This is a genomic window from Planococcus sp. SE5232, assembly GCF_050686535.1.
Classification (GTDB): Bacteria; Bacillota; Bacilli; order Bacillales_A; family Planococcaceae; genus Planococcus.
Window position 1 is genome coordinate 46,354 of record NZ_JBOGCP010000003.1, and the last position, 19,506, is coordinate 65,859.

The following is a 19,506-nucleotide window of genomic DNA, read 5'->3' on the forward strand; positions in this document are numbered from 1 at the left end:
TATTTTTCAGCGTTTTTCAGATTACGATCCCTTGAAGGTGAAATACGATTCATACCGTACGAAATACATGCCGTTATGGATGAAATACAGTCCATACAAGCAGAAATACAATCCTTTGCACACCGAAGATGACTCTACACTTTTTGGCCAATAAAAAAACGCCGCAATTTGCGGCGCTTGATTTTATTCCATTAAACAGCTTTCTCGCATACGAGGATTTCACGCAGGAACAGCCCTTTTTTTGCGATGCAGCGGTCTGTAACTACAAACCCGGCTTCTTCGACCATATGATCCATCGCCTCGATGGTGACGACCAGCAGCTTTTCCGTGAAAGGATACGCGTCTTTCAGTATCGCCAACTGATCGGCAGGGGTCGCATGCGTGTACAAATTATACGGCATATCGATAATGGCCACATCGTAGCTTTCTTCGACTTCCGCAATCGGACCGAGATTGACATCCCCGGTCAAGCCGAAATGGGCGATGTTCTCCCGGGATCCTTCGACGACCAATGGGTTGATGTCGCGTCCGACAATATCAATGCCCATCGACAAGGCCTCCACCAAAACCGTACCGATGCCGCAGCATGGGTCGATGGCTTTGACGCCTTCCGGTTCCGGAACCGCAATGTTCGCTACAGCTCGGGCCACACGCGTGCTGAGTGCTGTTGAATATTCCCGCGGCTTTTTCATATGTTGAAACCAGACTGGTTCACTTTGGAGATAACGTCCGAAATACCAACGGCCTTCAAAAGGAATCAACCCGAACGTCACATCGGGATGATGAACATCCGCCTCGCCGGTAATTGCCGAGCCGATCTGCCGTTCCACATCCCTTTTTCCCGAGAAGTCCACCTGATCCTGCTCGGCCAGGCCATTGATCTTCAAAAAGATCACTTTGAATGTCGCTTCGCCCATATCTACTCCAGCAGATTGTTCAATGATTTCCTGCAAGGTCTTCCCTTCAAAAAACAATTCGATCCGCTCTTTGATGAACGGACTTCGGCTCGGCTCAACGGCTACCCCGCTCTTAACTATTTTTTCATCGGTATCTTTTCCGAAAAAAGACCGCATTTCCAATTGGCATAATGCTTTTTCATCATTCGTATAGGCGTACGTATAAATATAGTCGCCTGTTGCAGTTAATTGATTCAATTCATCCCGTCCTTATCTGCCCTTTTGTTCAGGACAATATCTCATAAGTATAGCAGAATCCATTGAAAGTTAGTCGACTTGAAGGTCATAATTCGCTTCGATGACTTTAATGAGCCTCGTAATCATTTCATTGTATGGAGTACTGAGGCCGTGATTTCTGCTAAGCTTTGCCACAGCTCCATTGATGGCATCAATTTCTGTTTTTCGCTTATGTAAAACATCCATCAGCATGGAAGATTTATTGGCACCGATATCTTCTCGGCCCATCTGTATACATTTTGCGATAACTTCTTCCTCATCCACAGAGATGCCTTCCGCCTTCGCTATTTGAACCGCTTCACTGACAACATTCCGCACTAAAGCCAGTCCTTCATCGGTATTCAGGATGTCCCCATTTCTCAATCGTGACAGGGCGGTCAGTGAATTATAGGCAACATTGACGAATAGTTTATTCCAGATGACGGTTTGGACATCTTCCGCCAACTCGGTTTCCAGTCCCGAGCAATTCAGCATTTCGGTGAATTCCAGCAGTTTTTTCTGTGCATCGGCGTCCACAGCCTGGCCGATGTAATTTTTCCCCCAGCCGCGGTGAAGAATCCGCCCATCACGTTCCACACTTGCACCACAGCCCATCGTCCCAGCAACCGCCGGATTATCCGGAAAGAGTTCTTTTATCACTTCCAGATTTCCAAGCCCATTCTGCATGGTGATGATTAAAGTCTGTGAAGAAAAAGAATCCTTCATCGGTTCCAGTACGGCTCTCGTGGCATGGGCTTTCACCAGTACCAGAACCACATCATAACCATCTGTTTTTGAAATTCCCTGCACAATAGTCAAGGGAACTGTCGTCTCTTTGTTGTCACGCTCGACTATCGTCAATCCGCTGTGATTGATTTTTTCCACATGCGGGTTATTTCTATTATAGAGAAGCACTTCATCGTGCTGAGCTTTTAGGCGTCCGCCAAACAAACTGCCCATTGCCCCTGCACCGACCACCAATATTTTCATAAAACCCCTCTTTTCAAGCAGCTTCATCTGCTGCTGGCTAGCCTGAATATACCATAAAGAGAAACTTCAACCTGACTTTTTCGTTCAATGGATCCAGCTTCCGACCGTATACACAGCATAAAAAACGGCGGCCTCTACAAGGAGGCCACCGATTTTCACCATTTATTTTCTTCCGACTTTGCGGATATCTGCAACTACAAGAGATCCTACCAGCAGAAGACCGAGATAACCGACAACCGGATAAAACCAGTTGACGAGTACGGTGAACCCAAGAAAGCTCAAGAGGAATGCGATTGCCCCCGAAACGATGACGAAAACGCGGAAACGGTTTGTCCCCATCTTCATGAAACGGGCTGAAAATGACAGGAGTAAACTGACTGCCGTATTGTAAATCATCGCAAAAATAACGATGGCCATAATGATTCCGAGTACCGGAGAAATGTTATCGGCAAGAGCCAGCATTGGAAGGTCCGAACTACCGACTACATCGACTTTTGCAAAAATCGCAAAATAGCTCAAGAGAATGAGCAGACCAAAACTAAGTCCACCAATCAACCCGCCGCGGGCTGCAACTTTTTCATCTTTCTCTGCTCCGCCCATAACGAGTGACATCGATGCACCAAGCGCGATGGCCAACGACACATAATTGATGGCCGACAACAGCCAATGAGGCGTCGAAGACAATTGTTCTCTGGCGACCGGCTCCAATTCTGCAAAACTTGAATTCATCGTCAACAAACTGTAGATCGTGATTCCTACTACTAATAAGACCAAAAACGGCGTTATACTGCTGATGATGGTAATGACTTTTTTAACATTCAACATGATGGTAAAAATGACGAGGATAACCATAAGAGTGCGGCCAAAAGCTGGAGCCAGGCCAAATTGCTGGGAGAAAATCGACCCTGCCCCAGCAATCATGACGACCAGAATTCCAAACAAAGTCAAAATCAACGTGTAATCGATTATTTTCCCAAGTACTTTGCCGCTGATGGCATACACTGCATCTTCATGTGAAATGGTCTGCATCCGGCTGCCCAGACGCATTAATACCATTCCCAAATAACCGAACAACGCCGTCGCCAACAGGACAGCTCCAAATCCCCAATAACCAAAGCTGGTGAAGTACTGGAGAATCTCCTGTCCGGAAGCAAAGCCTGCCCCTACTACTATTCCGATAAATGCACTTGCTAATTTCAAACTTCGCTTCATCATCTCTTCCTTCCGTCGTTTTTTGCTCCTTCTTATAAAAAATAAAATAAGGCGCTGATTATTTATGTGACTAGATCATTTTTTTATTCCCCTTGCCACAGACCCTAAACATTAATCGTGGGAAAAACTTCATAGTTCTTGCTTTTAAAGGCTTTTTGGATTATCCTACCTTATTAGCAAACACATTTAGAGAGGTCGGAATCGTATGGAGCAATTCGATCAATCCCTCGAAGTATTCATGGACAATGTCGGCTGGCTGGCCCCATTCCTTTTTGTTTTATTGCATTTATTGCGTCCGCTATTGTTCTTGCCGGTTATTGCAGTGTGCATTGCCGGAGGATTCCTTTTTGGTTTCTTTGAAGGAGCTGTGCTGTCGTTTATCGGGTTGACTTTAATGAGCTGGGTATCTTATCTGCTGGTCAATAAATTCCCGAAATTCAGGGATAAGATGTCCCGGCTGAAAGATAAGATTTTTCCTGATCGCACCTTATCGGTTGCCCAAGTGATGATCCTTCGCATCATGCCTTTTGTCCATTTCCATCTATTGTCCCTATATTTGATGGAAATGACCAAGTCACTGAAAGAATATATGGCCATATCTGCACTGGGCCTGATTGCCCCGGCCATCCTATATACCGCTTTTGGCCAGGCCATCTCGGAATTCCCCTGGTATACAACCGTCAGTATGTTCCTGCTGCTTGCGGCCATCTTCAGCTTTATCGAAAAATGGCAAAATTCCAGAACCCAATCCAATTGACCCAGGAAAACTTCAACCAGCTGAGCATGATAGAAATCTTCGGAAGCGTTAAGCACAACTTTGTTGTGCTTCAGACTGTAGACAAAGTCTGACCAAAATGTATAGCGGTGCATAATCCCCAGCCGGTCCGGCCACTTCGCTTTCCGTGGGCTCAGCTTCAGCCTCCTCGTCACTGCGTTCCTGCGGGGTCTTCAGCTTTCGCTGTCCCACAGGAGTCTTCGTGGCCAGCCCGGTTGGGGGCATGTTGCTTCAATCAAAGAGTGAAGCTTGCTAGTCAATATCAGGAAATGTAGTCTCTACAAACCTGGTAAACCCTTCACTCAAGGATCCGGAGCGCAAGGCGGCGACTCCTGCGGGGACAGCGAAGTGCCGAAATCCACTCGGGCGCCAGTCCGAGTTAGTTCGGCGCGAGCCCGTGGAAAGCGTCCGCCTGAAGCGCAGGATCCGGTATAAACAGGATGAAATATGTTTTCATTCTTTAGAAGACATCAATATTCTTTTGTCTACAAGCTCAAGCACAACTTTGTTGTGCTTTTTTCTTGCCTAAAACTCATAATTTATTAATGATAGGGTATAGCAGACATGAGACCCAAGCTGTTTACTGAAAAGGAGAATGATTATGCCCGTTTTCAACCGCAATGGAATTGAATTATTTTATCAAGACACCGGAAAAGGCCATCCATTGTTGCTGCTGCACGGTTTGACAAGCAACTCTGCGATGTTTTACCGAGAAATCGAATTTTTTAAAAACCAGCGACGTGTTATCGCCTTGGATTCACGCGGCCATGGCAATTCAAGCCGCCTTGAACAGTACACATTGCAGGATCATATAGAAGACGCCATCGCCCTTCTTTCCCATTTGGCACTGGACTCCGTCGATATTCTTGGCGTGTCGATGGGCAGCTATATTGCGCAAGGGATTGCCACACAAAATCCGGAGCGGGTCAATAAGCTTATTTTGGTTGCCACTAAATCCTTTGGGGAACAATCTTCAATGGCCGAGCTATTTGCCCGCTATCCTGAAAAGTTCGATGGGTTAAATATGCTTGACAAATTCAGCGCTTCCTCAAGCTATATTTACTATAACCAAAAAAAGATCGATGAATGGCTCAGTAAAACAGCCCAAAACAGCCGCCAACTAACGATGCAGGAACAAATTACTGCTTCTGATGCGTTGAAGGAATTCGATTTTCGCCAGCAGCTTTTCAACATTACTGCTGAAACCTTGGTCATCAGCGGCAAATTCGACGGGTTGAATCCTCCTGAAAAAGGGCGTGAAACAGCAGTCTCCATCCCAGATGCCACCTTTATGGAATTCAAACGCTCTGGTCATGCACCCAATGTTGAACAAGCTGATTTGTTTCTAGGGATTGCAGAAAATTTTCTGGAGTAATCTCCCTACTCTTCCCACTAAAAAAGGAGCGATTGTCTACAGGAGATCCTGATAAGCTCCGATTGCTCAAAAGCTTCCCTTGGGAAGCTTTTTTATTGCGCGTAATGACTCGGACAGTTGGAAGACTTGTCTGCGGTTTAAAATTGAAGGAACGGGTAAAGGTTAATTAGCATTCATCATTCATCATATGCAGGAGGGAAAAACATGGCGAAGGAACTGGCAATGCATGAAAAGCTTGAAGTCCATGAAGTGCTTACTTTCAAAACAGCCTGTGTGGCCAAAAACAAAGTGTTCAGCGGATTGGCAAAAGACCCGGAGCTGAAAGCGATTCTGGAAGAAGACCTTGAACTGTCGAAAAAGGCCATCAGGGATTTACGCAAATTACTGGCGGATTCACAAAAGTAGACTGCAGGCATTCGATTTGAAAGGAAGGATCTTATGGCAAAGAAAGCCGACACAAAAATAAAAAAATCAACTGCTAAAAAAAGCGATGCCAAGAAAAAAATCAAAGAAGACAATTTAGCGATTCCCGGGTCGCTGCTTGATGATATGGCCATCGCTACAGATTTCCTGGTTACTTCAAAAGCAGCTGTGCGAAATCTGGCTGTGGCCATCACCGAAACCGCGACTCCGGAAGTGAAGAATTTATTGCGCCGGGAGCTGGATCTCGCGATCGATACGCATGGTAAAATTGCACAGTATATGATCAAAAACGACATGTACCATGCCTATAATATCGAGGAACAAGTCGAACATGACCTTAAAAAGGCGGATGTCGCGCTGGAACTGATCAAAAATAAGAATTTTGTTTAATGGTTAGAACCGCTCCGAGCGTCCTACAAATAACCCCGTCCGGCAACTATGCCGGACGGGGTTATTTGTTCGTCATTATTGAGCTGTATAGCCACCGTCGAGAACGACGGCTTGTCCGGTGATGCCCGATGCCTTATCACTGGCCAGGAACATCGTATAATCCGAAACTTCTTTGACGGCCAACAGCCTTTTTTGAGGAATCAATGGATACAGGACTTCCTCAAATACTTTTTCAATCGGGACATTGCGTGTCTTCGCCAAATCGTCCATCTGATTCCGGACCAGCGGCGTATCCACATAGCCCGGGCACATAGCATTAACGGTGATGCCGTGTTCCGCGCCTTCAAGCGCTGCCACTTTAGTCAAGCCGATGACGCCGTGTTTGGCGCTATTATAGGCAGCTTTCCCTGCAAATCCGACAAGCCCATTGATGGACGCCATATTGATGATGCGTCCTGACCCTTGTTTTTTCATGATTGGAAACGCATGCTTCGTAGCAATGAACGGGGCAATCAACATGATCCGGATCAGCAACTCGTATTTTTCAGTAGGGAATTCTTCCAGCGGCGCAATGTGCTGCATTCCCGCGTTATTAATCAGCACATCAAGCGATCCATAATGGGCAACCGTCTCATGAATGGTTTTTTTGATATCTTCTTCATCCGTCACATCACATTTAATGCCGATGCAGTCCAGCCCTTTTGACTTTAAGCTTTCTGCCGCTTTCTTTACCGCTTGTTCATCGATGTCCGACAACACAATTTTCGCACCGGCTTCCGCAAAATCAGCGCTGATTTCATAACCGATTCCGCTGGCGGCACCTGTTATTAATACGACTTTATTCTCTACCAAAACTATCCCTCCCAAGCTAGAGTTAAATTCCAAGTCCAAGTGTAAACAGCACAATAGCGATAGCCAATCCCAGCAATGGCACAATGACCGTAACCGCGCCGACAGCTCCGTAAGCGGCTTTATGTGTCTCACCACAGATCCCTTGAATTGTCGTTACGACATAACCGTTATGCGGCAATGAATCAAGAGCTCCGGATGAAATCGCAATTGTCCGGTGCAGAGCTTCTGTATTGACACCCATATCGATATAGTGAGGAGCAAGCAGCGGCAAGGCGATAACCTGTCCGCCCGAAGCAGAACCGGTTAATCCTGCAATAACACTGACCGCTATGGCTCCACCGATCAATGGACTTCCTGGGATATTGGTCATGGCATCGACGGCTGTTTGAAAAGCCGGTACCGCTTTAGCCACTCCGCCGAACCCAACTACAGCAGCGGTATTGCCAATTGCAATTAATGCCCCAATTGTCCCTTCAGACAGGGCCTTGCCCAAGTTCAGGAAATATTTGCGATTCAATAAATAGGTTGTAATGACGCCCCCAAGTAAGGCAATTATCAAAGCGGATGTCATTAAGGAATCATGGAAAATATAAGAAATTGCCAGAACCACAAGCAATGGAATCAAGCCCATCAATGGATTTGGCAGATTTCGATCTTCCACGATCGGATCCGTCTTGCGCGCTTCAAAACGCTCTCCCTTATTGACTGCTTTTTGGATCATCCGCTTTAACCACCAATAGCCGAATACGGCCATAAAGACAGCTACTAGAATACTGACTTCCCATCCTGCATACGGTGTCGTATTCAAGTATTCAATTGGAATCCAGTTTTGGATTTCCGGGGATCCGGCGGAGGTCATCGTAAATGTCACCGAACCCAATGCCAAAGCGGCAGGAATAAAGCGGCGCGGCAGATCTGCCTGCTTGAAAAGGCTGAGCGCCATCGGGAAGACCGAGAACGCCACAACGAACAAGCTGACACCGCCATAAGTCAAAACAGCACACGCAATAACAATCGCCAAAACCGCTTTCGATAAGCCGAACTTGCCGACGAGCCACCTCGACACGCTGTCAGCAGCCCCACTATCTTCCATTACTTTGCCAAATATTGCCCCAAGCAGAAACATTGGAAACCACGAAGTGATAAATCCAGAAAAACTGGTCATATAATTTGTTAATAAATTCGCTTCTCCTTCGCCTACGAGTTGTGGAAATAAAGGCAGTCCGCTGAAAATTGCTACAAACAATGCGGACAAAGGCCCCGCAATCAGTAAATTCATGCCTCTCATCGTTAAAACGATAAGCAAAACAAGTCCCCCGACCATCCCAAACATACTTAACATTTAAAATCCTCCTTTTATTCCCCTTTTTGTAACCGCTTACTTTAATCTCCCGAAAAGTATTGAATTATCTAAATACGTAACCCCTTTGTTGCTTTCATTAGTGTACAACTCCAGAAAGGATAGGTAAAATGAATAATAACTATAAGTTCTATAACAATTAGTTATAGGAAAGGAGGGCGTCATGGATATCCGTCAATTAACGTACTTTGTAGAAGTGGCCAAGCATCAAAGCTTTACAAAAGCTGCACTTGCTCTTCATGTGACACAGCCGACTCTGAGTAAAATGGTCAAGAATCTCGAGGAGGAAATGGAGGTGGTGTTGTTTGACCGCTCCGCCCGGCAAATCAGCTTGACCGATGCTGGTGAAGTGGTCTATGCACAGGCACAGAAAATCATCCACAGCCTTGATGATTTGTCTGCCTCTCTTTATGATGTCATGAACTTGAAAAAGGGGAAAATAAATATTGGACTTCCTCCAGTCATCAGTACTTTGTTCTTTCCGACAATCATAGCTGAATTTCAGCATGCCTATCCAGACGTTACGATTATGCTTGCAGAGGATGGCGCCAAAACGGTGGAAAGAAAAGTATTTGAAGGCGAAGTCGATTTGGGCTTTGTCATGCTTCCAGTCGATAAGGAGAAATTCGATGTTGTACCATTTGTCGATCAGGAGATCAAACTGCTGGTCCACGAGTCACATCCCCTGGCTCACCATGATCTGATGGATCTCATTCAGTTTAAAGATGACCCTTTCCTGCTGCTCAGCAAAGAATTTACCTTAAACAGCCGGACAGTTGAATTCTGTATCAGCGAAGGGTTTACCCCAAAAATCGCCTATGAAAGTTCGCAATGGGATTTCATTGTCGGTATGGTGGAAAAAAACTTGGGTGTCACACTCATGCCGAAACTGATTTGTGACCGCGTCAAGGATGGCCCCTTCAAAATGATTTCGCTGACCCACACATTCCCCTGGCGACTCGGCATCATCATGGCGAAAAACCGTTATGTCCCGTATGTTTCACGTGAATTCATTACTCTAGTGAAGAGTTTGCCGCAAGTTTGACACACAAAAGGAGCCTCCTCACGGAAGCTCCTTTTGCCAGTAGCTATAGAAAAACAATAATCGCCAACACAGCTGCCAGCACCAGTCGGTAAATGGCAAATGGCATCAGTTTGATGCGTGAAATCAGCTTCAGGAAGAAGCGGATGGAAATCAAAGCGAAAACAAAAGCGGATATGAAGCCGACAATGTAAAATGATAAATAATCCATCGACAACGTATCCCAGTTTTTCATTACCGATACGAGACTTGCCCCGAACATGATGGGAACTGCCATGATAAAAGTGAAGTCAGCCGCAACCCGGTGATTCAATCCGAACAGCACGCCGCCTGAAATCGTAGCTCCTGAACGGGAAAATCCCGGCCACAATGACAGACATTGCACAAGGCCAATCTTCAATGCCTGGAAATAGGTAATTTCATCCAACGAGTTGACCGTCGGCTTTTTCGGGCCGAACTTGTCTGCAACGATCATCAGAATCGCTCCGGCAACCAATGCATAAATGACCGTTTCTACTCCGAACAAATGGTCATCGATCAAATCCTTGAAGGCAAATCCGAAAACCACTGCCGGCAGCATGCCGATGATGACATGCAACAAGTTGAAACTTGCGTTTGCCTGCTGCCCTTCAATCTTATACAAACCCACTAAACTGAACAGGCGTTTCCAAAATACCACAACAACCGCCAATATGGATCCTAGTTGAATGACGATTTTAAACGTATTTGCTGGATATTTCCCTAAAAACTCCTGAGACTTCAGCCACATATCATCGACAATGATTAAATGGCCGGTAGAAGAAACCGGAGCGAATTCTGTCATGCCTTCCACAAACCCTAAAATTAATGCCTTAAGCAAATCAAACCAATCCATGTCTGTTGTTCCTGCTTTCTTTAATAAAATAAGTCCTCGACCTACTAGAACGCTGCACCCCCTCAAAAGGTTGCAGCGTTCCCCACAGTTATTTCTGAAGCTCGAATCGTCATCTGCCCGCCTTTATTTTTACTGCTGACTCGATCGTTTCTTCTCCCCGAACCACTTCCAAAATCTGTCCAGCAGTTTTAGGATAGTTGAGCAGCACCGCTAAGGTACGGGCAACATCTTCACGTGAAATCGTGTCATACATCAAGGTGTAACCTAAATTCACTTTCCCGGTTCCTTCTTGATCCGTTAAAGTTCCCGGCCTCAAAATCGTCCAGTCCAAAGCGGATTTCACTAAATCGACTTCAGACTGCCGTTTAATCTTCATATAATGCTCGAAACTGGCAGGCATGTCTTTGCCGCGTCCAGCGTCCGGAAAGGCGGATACCAATAGAAATCGCCGAACATCTGCCAACTCGGCAGCCTTGGCGATCTTCACCAAGCCATGCCCGTCGATGGCTGTCGTCAATTCCTCACCTGCCCCGCCTGCACCTGCTGTAAAAACCACGGCGTCACAGTCTTTTAGAAGACGGGCAAATTCTTCCGTCTCCGTTTCGATCAAATCTGCTGTAACGGTTCGGATCCCCTGCGCTTCCAATTGTTCAGCCTGTTCTGCTTTGCGGATGAAACCAATAGGCTCGTCTCCTCTTTCAGCAAGGATCCTCCCCAATTTACTTCCCACTTTCCCGTTCGCTCCGATAATCGCCACTTTCATCAAACGCACATCCTTTCAGTCGATTGGTGTTCCTGGCAAATCCATCTTGTGCCGCTTCCACATCACTATAGCCTATACATTGGCATCTTAAACACATGACGCACCACTGCAATTCAGTGCACAGAAAATAAAAATAACCCGTTGCATTCTCATGCAACGGGTTAAGTGGATTCTATTGTTTAGTAAGCCGTCCATCCAGCATCAGCTGTGATGACTGTTCCGTTGACAAAGCTTGAATCATCAGTAGCCAAGAACAAGGCCACTTTTGCGATTTCTTCTGACTTGCCATTGCGCGGGTTCAAGGCCATTCCAGCCTGTATGCGTCCCATTCCCATTTCGCTGATGGACGTCATTGTGGAGCTGATGTTGGTTTCTACGCCGCCTGGTGCGATGGCGTTGCAGCGGATCCCTTCTTTTGCGTACATGAAACCGGTATTTTTCGTAAAGCCGACAACAGCATGCTTTGAAGCTGTGTACGTAGCTCCTGCACGCGCACCATATAATCCGCCTGCTGAAGCGATATTGATGATGATGCCTTTGTTTTTCTCAAGGAAGATCGGCAATGCTTTACGTGTTGCGCGCATGACACTCATGGTGTTGATGGAAAAAATCCGTTCCCATTTTGCATCTTCAATTTCTCCAGCCGGCTCGAAATTATCCATGATGCCTGCATTGTTGACAAGAATGTCCAAAGTTCCATATTCACTCACTGCCAAGTCAATCATCGCTTCAATCTCTTGAAGTTCTCCCACATTGGTTTTCACCGATATTGCCGTACCGCCATTTTCTACGATGCCAGCAACTACTGTTTTTGCGCCTTCTTCATTGATATCGGAAACGATAACTTGTGCGCCTTCTTTAGCGTAAAGTTCCGCAATGGCTTTCCCCATTCCGGATGCTGCTCCTGTTACGATAGCTACTTTTCCTTCGAGTTTCATTTTGCAGGTCTCCTTTTCCGTCCGTTATTTTGTCATGCAAGAGAACGCTTTCATCTATACACTCCCAGTATATTGGCCTATACTTTAGTTATCAATCAACAAATTACCCCTTAAACGTTGATTAACGTACATCCGAATTTGATTTTGTGCAGTTACACAAAACAAATGACGAAAGTGAGGTCCAACCGATGAAAAAAGACCGCAGAATCGATAAATCAAAAATGGCTTTAAAAGAAGCATTGATCAGACTAATGGAAGAAAAAGAATTCAAAAGTATTACCATCACAGAAATTGTCCATTCGGCCAATCTCAACCGCGGAACTTTCTATAAGCATTACCAAACTCAGGAAGAACTCTTGAATGAATTGATTGACGATGTTCTGATCGACTTGATTCATTCCTACAGGGAGCCTTATGTAAAAATAAAAGACTTCGATGTCGGCAAGCTGTCAGCTGCCTCTGTAAAAATCTTCGATCACGTTGAACGCTATTCCCGTTTCTATACGATCATTGTCAATTCGAATGTCCTTCCTGGCTTTCAGAACCGTATTTGCCAAGTATTGAAGGAACTTGTCCAAAAAGAGCTGATCAGCCCGATGCCCACCCCCGGCATTGATCCCAGTTTGCTGAGCAGCTATAACGCTTACGCTCTGTTCGGCTTGATTATTGAGTGGGTGAGCGGAGACTTCAAGTTCACCTCTCAACAAATGGCAGATCAATTGATCAACATCCTGTCTTATCAAACTCCAAGAGCTGAGGCAATTACTGTCTTTAAAGAGAAAAACCTGCGTTAAGAAAAAGATGCCGCCTTACTCCTTTTCAGGAATTAGGCGGCATCTTTTTCATTTATTCTTCGGTGAGGCTGGCATAGACGATCAGGCGTTCTTCCCGAGTCCCCCGATCAAAGTCATAGGTTCCTGAACAGGTGATCAGGACCAATTCCGGGGAAGAGGTGTATCCGAAGACCTGTGAGACATCCGCCAAATCCAATGGTACGGACTCCATCGTATGGACTTTGAACGTCAAAGTCCGCTCCTTGTCCTGCACCACGACTTCGTCCCCTAATTGCAGCTCGGAAAGATCCCAGAAAATTGCCGGTCCATCAACACCATCGACATGTCCGGCAATAACAGCACGGCCATTTTCACCCGGCTGATATCCTGGAGAAAACCAGCTGACATCTTCGATATTATTCGGCACCGCCATTTCACCATTCTCTGTCGTCCCCAAATGCTGGACTTGTGCTTCCAGCTCAATTGAAGGAATCTTTAAAGAAGTCGGCTGTATGCCTGAACGTTTTAACTCATTGATAGGATTCTTTGCTGGTGCCGGCTGCTGAATAGTGACTGCAGCCGGTTCATCAAGCGTAAATCCCACATTTTCCGAACGAACACTTACTTCGTCTACCGGCTGCTGGCAACCGGTTAATAAGAACAGCACTAAAACCAGTAGGAGCTTGTTATTGAAACCGTTTTTTCCATACAAGAGTGCTGGCTCCAATAAGCACTAACGCGCCGCCCAACAATAACCATATAGCCTGAGATTGATCTGGTGTTCCAAGACCAGTAGTCGGCATGCCATCCGGTGATCCTGCTGCTTCGTAGTCAACCAGCGCAATCACTTCAAGCGAATCGACCGTATTTACCGCAAAGACACTATAGACAGTATCTGCAGCCAATTCAGTGCCTTCAAGTGGCAATACCTGTGTTCCATCCGGCAAACGGATCTCCAAATCATATGTGCCTGCATCCAATTCTGCATAATCCGTAATTCCTGGGAATTCCGCTCCGCTGAATAAAGCGTCTCCACCGATTACGCCAACATCAACTGCTGGTGCATCCGGCGACAAATGCCCGACGCGGACTTTTGTTTGCCCTTCTGTTACTTCCATTGAATCTTCTGCAACTACAAATTCAATCGACTCCAGAAGGTTTGCTGCAGCAACCGTATAAGCTTTTCCAGCTTCTACAGCAAGATCTGCCTGCAATACGCCTTCACCTGCAGCGTATTCTGTTCCACTTGCAAAAACTTCTACATCATGTGTTCCGGCCGGTACTTCCAAATAGCCCGAGTCCGCTTTAAAAGGTACTTCTTCAAGTGTTAAATCTCCATTGACATAGACATCGACAGCAGGTGCATCCGGTGAAGCGTGAACCACTCTGACTTTAGCGGTATGGCTGTCTGCCATTACTCCAGAGGCGAGCAGTGAGAACACAAGAGCCATTGCAACAGAGAATGAAACTAAGATTTTCTTCATTTTTCCCTCTCCTTCATGTGTGTAGTTTTTGCACAAGTATTGTACAACTTATTTATAACCCACTCCACTTAATTCCGCAAGCAATAAACCGATTATTCTGATTTTTGAATATAAAGAACTAAACTGCTTATACGTCTATTGAACTGCCTGCTGAATCTCAGCTTTACATGTGACTCTCCAAACCGGCCTCCTCCCTTATTCACCATCGCTGAAAACATCATTCCTTAGGCAATGATTTCGCTGGTGGCTGCAATCAATACACCGTTCAATGCCTGGGTTGCCAGCTTATCAGCTTCGGAATTGGCTTTGCGGGGTATTAATTCGTATTCGGGCTGTATTCCCATTTCAGTTATTTTTTCCTCAATTCGATTTGCCCAGGGAACCAGCAGCTCTTCAATTGCCGGCCATTCATTGTTCATTCCGTTAACAACTATCCGTGAGTCTCCGATAAATCGGACCGGCAGATGATGGACCTCCAAGTATTCAAGTTCCTGCAGGCAGAAATACAGTGCGGCATATTCAGCCTCATTATTGGAGGACAGCTCATCCAACTTTGTATTGGCGCGCATGCGGTAAGATTTGCCGTTTTGCTCGTAATAGATCACACAGCCAATGCCTGCATATTTCGTATTTCGATCATAACCCCCATCAAAATATACAATTACGTTGTGAGGTTCTGTCTCGATTCCTTTCAAATAAGTCTTCATTTCCTTCATTGTCCAACTGCTGTCGAACTGATCTACAAACTGAATATTTTTTATCCGGCCCATCCGCTCTAAATCTTCTGCTACTGCCATGGCGGTCTCTGCGGGCAGATCTTCTGAAGAGAAAGCCACTTCTTCACCTTTGGGAATTTTATAGGTCCACTCTATGCGGATTTTCATCCTCAAGCCTCCTGTCACTCCAATAGTCTCGACTTTTCCCGCTCACTTTTCTTGTAGATACCATTCCCCTTTAACATGTCGATAAACGGCTAATTCAGACAAAAGAAATAGCCGGTTCCAAAAGAGGAACCGGCCCGGGTCTACCACATTATAATGCTTTATCTTCCAAGCGCTTCAAGTCGTCTTTATGACCCATGATGATCAAAACATTTCCCTGCTCGACAATATCATCTATTGCTGGGGCAATATTGACTTCTTCTTCTTTTTTTATAGCCAACACAATACAATTGAATTCTTTACGGATATTCAGATCCACTAAAGTTCGATTGGCCATTTTTCCGGAAGCCACCAGCTCGATGATGCTGTAGTCATGGGAAAGGTCGATATAGTCCACAATCTTATCCGAGTCGACATGGTGGGCCACCCTGATCCCCATTTCTTTTTCTGGCTGAATGACACGGTCCGCTCCAACTTTGTGCAGGATTTTCTCATGCTGCAGATCACGCGCTTTCACCCAGACTTTCGGCAGGCCCAGTTCCTTCAGCATCAAGGTACACAAGACACTGGCTTGAAGATTATCTCCAATCGCCACAATCGCATGTTCAAAATTCCGTACACCCAAAGATTTCAGCTGATTTTCATCTGTTGCATCTGCAATTACTGTAAAAGATGCGTACTCCCGCAAAGCATCGACTTTTTCAGGATCCGTATCTATGGCCATAATTTCATGTCCGAGACTGTGCAGCTCTTTGCAGACGCTGCTGCCGAAGCGGCCCAATCCTATGACCACAATCTGTTTTTTCACACGCTTCCCTCTTTTCTGCTTCGATACATTTACTTTATTCGCAAAGTCGGCGGAATGCAATGAAAGGTGTTGGACTTTTTATCCGCTACCTGATACAAAGAAACTACAAAGCCTTACTATTCAAATAAAGGAGGGGTATTATGAAAACCTTGAAGTATACTTTAGTCGATGTCTTCACCAATCAATCTTTCGGTGGTAACCCTTTGGCGGTTTTCCACGACGGCTCAGGACTGGATTCGAAAACCATGCAGCAGATCGCCAATGAACTCAATTTATCAGAGACAGCGTTTATCTGTCCTCCCAAAAACCAGCAAAATCAGATCAGTCTCCGAATTTTCACACCTCAAGTGGAATTGCCGATAGCAGGCCATCCCACAATCGGAACAGCTTTTGTTATGGCTTACTTGAAGATGTTGCCTTCGCAGGACGGCTTAACTGAATGGACCATCGAAGAAGGTCAAGGAGATATCGCTGTATCTGTCCGGAAAGAAGCAGAGAAAATCGTCAAAGTTGAAATGATCCAGCCCCTTCCGGTTTTCGGTGAAATTTTGACGAGACAAGCTCTGGTTGCAGACTTGCTGTCGCTGCCGAAAAGCGAGCTGGATACACGCTTTCCAATTCAAACCGTTTCTTCGGGACTGCCGTTCCTATTTGTCCCCCTCCGCTCATTGGCTTCGATACGGGAAATCAATTTCCGCACGGATGTCTGGGAACGCCATTTCAGCAATGACCCTGCCCGCCAGCACATCTTCACTTTTACCACTGAAACCGAACATGACGATTCCACTGTCCATTGCCGAATGTTCGCCCCGGCCATGGGTATTTCGGAAGATCCGGCAACCGGCGCTGCCTGCGGTCCTCTTGGAGCATTTCTTGTCGAGCATAATGTTATTGAAAGCCCTGAAGAAATCTGCTCTATCCGAAGTGAACAGGGCATTGAAATGGGAAGACCCAGTTTCATCGACATTACCGTCACAAGAAAAAAACAGCAATTCGAGGAAGTTAAAATCGGCGGCACTGCAATTGTGGTGGGACAAGGCGAACTTTATGTCCCGTAATATCCGTTGAACGAAAAGTCGATTCATGATTGGACTATCTGACTTTTTTAGAACAATGGATAAACGGTGGCCGTGCGCAGCGAAATGGAAATCCGGTTTCCTTTCCACTTCGCTGCCAATGGCTGCGACAGAAGGATAATTGCAAGCAACACGGGCGACCGGAAGCGCTTTCCCCCGTATTTTCACTTCGTTCTTCATTAGTCTAAACAATCTTCAATTCAACTCATACCGGAGTAAACTGATTATCCGCCTGCATAACAAGTTTCTTTCCGGTTCTCAAGGATTCATAGCAAGCGTCGATAACCCGCATATTTTTAATGGTGGAATCACCTGTAATGACCGGGTCTGAATCCGTTAAAATCGCATTGGAAAAATGTTCGATTTCCAGTTTGTAAATATCCCCTTCAATCTTTTCTTCCCGTGTGACTCCTTCTTTTTGGATAACCACTGTACCTAGATGGCCATTGTTATCCGGACGAAAGGCAAATGGCACTTTAATGCTGCCCGCTGTCCCCACCACTTCGTATTCATTTCTGCCCGTCATGTCGAAGCTGCAATCGAATAGGGCGTGGACACCGCTATCCATAGTCATATGTACGATGCCGGTCAAATCGACCCCTTTTTCAGGATCCATTTCCCCTTGAGCCAGAACTGTCGCCGGCTCAGAATCGGTGATGTGGCGAATGGCTTGAATGGAGTAGCAACCAAGATCATAGATGCTGCCTCCTCCCATCGTTGCATCCATCCGTATATCCGTCGAACGATTTTGCAGATAAAACGAGTGGCTGGATTTCATCAATTTGATTTCCCCGATTTCTCCTGAGGCGATAATCTCCTTTACACGGGCGTGTTGAGGATGCAGCTGATACATGAATGCTTCCATCAACTTCACGCCGTGTTCCCGGCATACCGCAATCATTTCTTCCGATTCCGCTCTATTCAATGCAATCGGCTTTTCACAAAGGATATGCTTGCCTTTTCGTGCCGAACGAATCACCCACTCTTTATGCAGATGATTAGGCAGCGGGATATAGACAGCATCAACGTCGGGATCATCCAACAGCTCCTCATAACTTTCGTAGGCTTTCGGTATCTCCAATTCTAAAGCTGCCGCATGCACTTTGTCGGTTCGGCTCGCTATCGCGATGATTTCGGCATTACCAGCTCTGCCGATTGCAGGAATCACTTGTGTTCTGCCGATATTAGCTGTACTCAATACACCCCAACGAATTTTCTCCATCCAAATCTCTCCTTTTTTTATAGCTCTCGATTCTTTAGACAAAACCGCCAAGAAGGCATTTCTGCTTCTTAGCGGTAAGTTTTTTTAATATACGCCTCTTATTTCCGGGTGTACATGCTCTTCGTAGAATTTCGCCAACCGCTTCATTTCTTGAGGTGAGAAATTCTTGGCATCCAGCGCTTTCAGATTATCTTCTGCTTGGTCGACATTTCTGAATCCCGGAATAACCGAAGTGATTGCCTCCTGCTGTAGAATCCATTTTAATGCAGCCTGTGTTCGATTGCCTCTGCCGTCTGCAATCCACGCAAGCTGATCACTCAATTCCACGCCTTTTGAAAATTCTACCCCTGCAAACGTTTCTCCGACATTGAACGCTTCCCCGTCGCGGTTAAAGTTTCGGTGATCGTCTGATTCAAACTGTGAATCCACTTTGAATTTCCCGGTCAATAAACCACTGGCAAGCGGGACGCGTGCAAGGATTCCCACATTCTTCTCCATCGCTTTCGGAAACAGTTCTTCCAATGGCTTCTGGCGGAACAAATTGAAAATCACCTGTAAACTGCTGACATTCGGGTTTTCAAGACACAGGAGTCCTTCTTCCACTGTTTCCACACTGACGCCGTAAGAACGAATTTTCCCTTGCTCTTTTAATTTGTCCAGCACTTCGAACACACTGCCGTCTTTTAAAATCTCCATCGGCGGACAATGGATCTGATACAAGTCAATTTGCTCACGTCCCAGACGCTTCAGGCTCGCTTCGGCGTATTTGGAAACCTGTTCCATCGAATACGTCTGTGGGTCATGGATATCCCCTGCCCGGCAAAACTTTGTAGCGATATGAATTTCGTCGTGTTTCCCTTTTGTCGCCTTGCCCAGCAGTTCCTCACTATGCCCATCTCCATAAACATCTGCTGTATCAAAAAAGTTTACGCCTTTTTCCATCGCGTATTCCAACGCCTTTAATGATTGCTCATCATTGGTGTTTCCCCAAGAACCTCCGATTGCCCATGTCCCAAAGCTCAATTCACTGATTTCCATTCCTGTCTTGCCCAGTTGACGATAATTCATCCCATTCACCTCTTCGTAAGATTTGGTT

Annotated in this window: 21 protein-coding genes; 7 read left to right on the forward strand and 14 right to left on the reverse strand. The window is 45.9% G+C overall.

Annotated elements, in window-relative coordinates:
- Positions 1-191: 191 nt before the first annotated feature.
- From ACRC6Q_RS11475 to ACRC6Q_RS11485, 3 genes are all read right to left on the reverse strand, one after another.
- Positions 192-1,154 (reverse strand): TRM11 family SAM-dependent methyltransferase, encoded by a 963-nt coding sequence (locus tag ACRC6Q_RS11475; protein ID WP_223635906.1) that lies wholly within the window; start codon positions 1,152-1,154, stop codon positions 192-194.
- Positions 1,155-1,223: 69 nt separating this feature from the next.
- Positions 1,224-2,162: a ketopantoate reductase family protein gene (locus tag ACRC6Q_RS11480; protein WP_431466577.1), complete on the reverse strand. Its 939-nt coding sequence runs from the start codon at positions 2,160-2,162 to the stop codon at positions 1,224-1,226.
- A gap of 162 nt (positions 2,163-2,324) precedes the next feature.
- Positions 2,325-3,374, reverse strand: coding sequence for a YkvI family membrane protein (locus ACRC6Q_RS11485; RefSeq protein WP_431466578.1), 1,050 nt, complete (start codon positions 3,372-3,374; stop codon positions 2,325-2,327).
- Between the two features lie 205 nt (positions 3,375-3,579).
- Between ACRC6Q_RS11485 and ACRC6Q_RS11490 the strand changes: the two genes are divergently transcribed.
- From ACRC6Q_RS11490 to ACRC6Q_RS11505, 4 genes are all read left to right on the forward strand, one after another.
- A complete protein-coding gene (locus ACRC6Q_RS11490) occupies positions 3,580-4,131 on the forward strand; it encodes a TVP38/TMEM64 family protein (protein WP_223635900.1) in 552 nt (183 codons plus the stop codon).
- 619 nt (positions 4,132-4,750) lie between these two features.
- Positions 4,751-5,524: an alpha/beta fold hydrolase gene (locus tag ACRC6Q_RS11495; RefSeq protein ID WP_431466579.1), complete on the forward strand. Its 774-nt coding sequence runs from the start codon at positions 4,751-4,753 to the stop codon at positions 5,522-5,524.
- 204 nt (positions 5,525-5,728) lie between these two features.
- Entirely contained in the window at positions 5,729-5,929 is a 201-nt protein-coding gene (locus ACRC6Q_RS11500; RefSeq protein ID WP_223635895.1) for a DUF3231 family protein, read from the forward strand.
- Between the two features lie 144 nt (positions 5,930-6,073).
- Complete coding sequence (locus ACRC6Q_RS11505) at positions 6,074-6,337, forward strand: spore coat protein (RefSeq protein WP_431466794.1); 264 nt, start codon at positions 6,074-6,076, stop codon at positions 6,335-6,337.
- Positions 6,338-6,412: 75 nt separating this feature from the next.
- On the opposite strand, the gene ACRC6Q_RS11510 is transcribed toward ACRC6Q_RS11505, so the two are convergent.
- Together ACRC6Q_RS11510 and ACRC6Q_RS11515 are read right to left on the reverse strand one after the other, a co-directional pair.
- On the reverse strand, positions 6,413-7,189 hold the full coding sequence (locus tag ACRC6Q_RS11510) for a 3-hydroxybutyrate dehydrogenase (protein ID WP_223635893.1): 777 nt from the start codon (positions 7,187-7,189) through the stop codon (positions 6,413-6,415).
- Between the two features lie 22 nt (positions 7,190-7,211).
- Positions 7,212-8,531 carry a GntP family permease gene (locus ACRC6Q_RS11515; protein WP_223635889.1) on the reverse strand — a complete coding sequence of 440 codons (1,320 nt, stop codon included), beginning with the start codon at positions 8,529-8,531 and terminating at the stop codon, positions 7,212-7,214.
- Between the two features lie 181 nt (positions 8,532-8,712).
- On the opposite strand from ACRC6Q_RS11515, the gene ACRC6Q_RS11520 reads away from it, so the two are divergent.
- The gene (locus ACRC6Q_RS11520) at positions 8,713-9,594 is read left to right on the forward strand and encodes a LysR substrate-binding domain-containing protein (RefSeq protein WP_431466580.1); all 882 of its coding nucleotides are present in this window, start codon (positions 8,713-8,715) and stop codon (positions 9,592-9,594) included.
- Positions 9,595-9,637: 43 nt separating this feature from the next.
- Here ACRC6Q_RS11520 and ACRC6Q_RS11525 read toward each other — a convergent pair whose 3' ends face one another.
- The 3 genes from ACRC6Q_RS11525 to ACRC6Q_RS11535 form a co-directional block, all read right to left on the reverse strand.
- The gene (locus ACRC6Q_RS11525) at positions 9,638-10,465 is read right to left on the reverse strand and encodes an undecaprenyl-diphosphate phosphatase (protein WP_298825980.1); all 828 of its coding nucleotides are present in this window, start codon (positions 10,463-10,465) and stop codon (positions 9,638-9,640) included.
- A gap of 109 nt (positions 10,466-10,574) precedes the next feature.
- Complete coding sequence (locus ACRC6Q_RS11530) at positions 10,575-11,228, reverse strand: SDR family oxidoreductase (protein WP_431466581.1); 654 nt, start codon at positions 11,226-11,228, stop codon at positions 10,575-10,577.
- A gap of 179 nt (positions 11,229-11,407) precedes the next feature.
- The gene (locus ACRC6Q_RS11535; RefSeq protein ID WP_223635876.1) at positions 11,408-12,166 is read right to left on the reverse strand and encodes an SDR family oxidoreductase; all 759 of its coding nucleotides are present in this window, start codon (positions 12,164-12,166) and stop codon (positions 11,408-11,410) included.
- A gap of 188 nt (positions 12,167-12,354) precedes the next feature.
- On the opposite strand from ACRC6Q_RS11535, the gene ACRC6Q_RS11540 reads away from it, so the two are divergent.
- Positions 12,355-12,960, forward strand: coding sequence for a TetR/AcrR family transcriptional regulator (locus tag ACRC6Q_RS11540; RefSeq protein WP_223635873.1), 606 nt, complete (start codon positions 12,355-12,357; stop codon positions 12,958-12,960).
- Positions 12,961-13,012: 52 nt separating this feature from the next.
- Here ACRC6Q_RS11540 and ACRC6Q_RS11545 read toward each other — a convergent pair whose 3' ends face one another.
- From ACRC6Q_RS11545 to ACRC6Q_RS11560, 4 genes are all read right to left on the reverse strand, one after another.
- Positions 13,013-13,651 (reverse strand): class F sortase, encoded by a 639-nt coding sequence (locus tag ACRC6Q_RS11545; RefSeq protein WP_223635871.1) that lies wholly within the window; start codon positions 13,649-13,651, stop codon positions 13,013-13,015.
- Positions 13,626-14,423: a DUF4397 domain-containing protein gene (locus ACRC6Q_RS11550; protein ID WP_223635868.1), complete on the reverse strand. Its 798-nt coding sequence runs from the start codon at positions 14,421-14,423 to the stop codon at positions 13,626-13,628. Before ACRC6Q_RS11550 ends, ACRC6Q_RS11545 begins: the two co-directional genes overlap by 26 nt.
- A 224-nt stretch (positions 14,424-14,647) precedes the next feature.
- Positions 14,648-15,307, reverse strand: coding sequence for a reverse transcriptase-like protein (locus ACRC6Q_RS11555; protein WP_431466582.1), 660 nt, complete (start codon positions 15,305-15,307; stop codon positions 14,648-14,650).
- 148 nt (positions 15,308-15,455) lie between these two features.
- Positions 15,456-16,112 carry a potassium channel family protein gene (locus ACRC6Q_RS11560; RefSeq protein ID WP_223635863.1) on the reverse strand — a complete coding sequence of 219 codons (657 nt, stop codon included), beginning with the start codon at positions 16,110-16,112 and terminating at the stop codon, positions 15,456-15,458.
- A gap of 140 nt (positions 16,113-16,252) precedes the next feature.
- Between ACRC6Q_RS11560 and ACRC6Q_RS11565 the strand changes: the two genes are divergently transcribed.
- The gene (locus tag ACRC6Q_RS11565; protein ID WP_431466583.1) at positions 16,253-17,170 is read left to right on the forward strand and encodes a PhzF family phenazine biosynthesis protein; all 918 of its coding nucleotides are present in this window, start codon (positions 16,253-16,255) and stop codon (positions 17,168-17,170) included.
- 223 nt (positions 17,171-17,393) lie between these two features.
- Here ACRC6Q_RS11565 and ACRC6Q_RS11570 read toward each other — a convergent pair whose 3' ends face one another.
- Both ACRC6Q_RS11570 and ACRC6Q_RS11575 read right to left on the reverse strand, forming a co-directional pair.
- A complete protein-coding gene (locus ACRC6Q_RS11570; protein WP_223635857.1) occupies positions 17,394-18,410 on the reverse strand; it encodes a Gfo/Idh/MocA family protein in 1,017 nt (338 codons plus the stop codon).
- A gap of 84 nt (positions 18,411-18,494) precedes the next feature.
- A complete protein-coding gene (locus tag ACRC6Q_RS11575) occupies positions 18,495-19,478 on the reverse strand; it encodes an aldo/keto reductase (RefSeq protein WP_431466584.1) in 984 nt (327 codons plus the stop codon).
- Positions 19,479-19,506 lie beyond the last annotated feature (28 nt).

Coding starts and splice junctions, on each gene's coding strand:
- ACRC6Q_RS11500 (WP_223635895.1), top strand. CDS start 5,729: ATGGCGAAGGAACTGGCAATGCATGAAAAGCTTGAAGTCCATGAAGTG.
- ACRC6Q_RS11555 (WP_431466582.1), bottom strand. CDS start 15,307: ATGAAAATCCGCATAGAGTGGACCTATAAAATTCCCAAAGGTGAAGAA.
- ACRC6Q_RS11565 (WP_431466583.1), top strand. CDS start 16,253: ATGAAAACCTTGAAGTATACTTTAGTCGATGTCTTCACCAATCAATCT.
- ACRC6Q_RS11485 (WP_431466578.1), bottom strand. CDS start 3,374: ATGAAGCGAAGTTTGAAATTAGCAAGTGCATTTATCGGAATAGTAGTA.
- ACRC6Q_RS11530 (WP_431466581.1), bottom strand. CDS start 11,228: ATGAAAGTGGCGATTATCGGAGCGAACGGGAAAGTGGGAAGTAAATTG.
- ACRC6Q_RS11535 (WP_223635876.1), bottom strand. CDS start 12,166: ATGAAACTCGAAGGAAAAGTAGCTATCGTAACAGGAGCAGCATCCGGA.
- ACRC6Q_RS11505 (WP_431466794.1), top strand. CDS start 6,074: ATGGCCATCGCTACAGATTTCCTGGTTACTTCAAAAGCAGCTGTGCGA.
- ACRC6Q_RS11490 (WP_223635900.1), top strand. CDS start 3,580: ATGGAGCAATTCGATCAATCCCTCGAAGTATTCATGGACAATGTCGGC.
- ACRC6Q_RS11525 (WP_298825980.1), bottom strand. CDS start 10,465: ATGGATTGGTTTGATTTGCTTAAGGCATTAATTTTAGGGTTTGTGGAA.
- ACRC6Q_RS11575 (WP_431466584.1), bottom strand. CDS start 19,478: ATGAATTATCGTCAACTGGGCAAGACAGGAATGGAAATCAGTGAATTG.
- ACRC6Q_RS11540 (WP_223635873.1), top strand. CDS start 12,355: ATGAAAAAAGACCGCAGAATCGATAAATCAAAAATGGCTTTAAAAGAA.
- ACRC6Q_RS11520 (WP_431466580.1), top strand. CDS start 8,713: ATGGATATCCGTCAATTAACGTACTTTGTAGAAGTGGCCAAGCATCAA.
- ACRC6Q_RS11480 (WP_431466577.1), bottom strand. CDS start 2,162: ATGAAAATATTGGTGGTCGGTGCAGGGGCAATGGGCAGTTTGTTTGGC.
- ACRC6Q_RS11515 (WP_223635889.1), bottom strand. CDS start 8,531: ATGTTAAGTATGTTTGGGATGGTCGGGGGACTTGTTTTGCTTATCGTT.
- ACRC6Q_RS11550 (WP_223635868.1), bottom strand. CDS start 14,423: ATGAAGAAAATCTTAGTTTCATTCTCTGTTGCAATGGCTCTTGTGTTC.
- ACRC6Q_RS11570 (WP_223635857.1), bottom strand. CDS start 18,410: ATGGAGAAAATTCGTTGGGGTGTATTGAGTACAGCTAATATCGGCAGA.
- ACRC6Q_RS11495 (WP_431466579.1), top strand. CDS start 4,751: ATGCCCGTTTTCAACCGCAATGGAATTGAATTATTTTATCAAGACACC.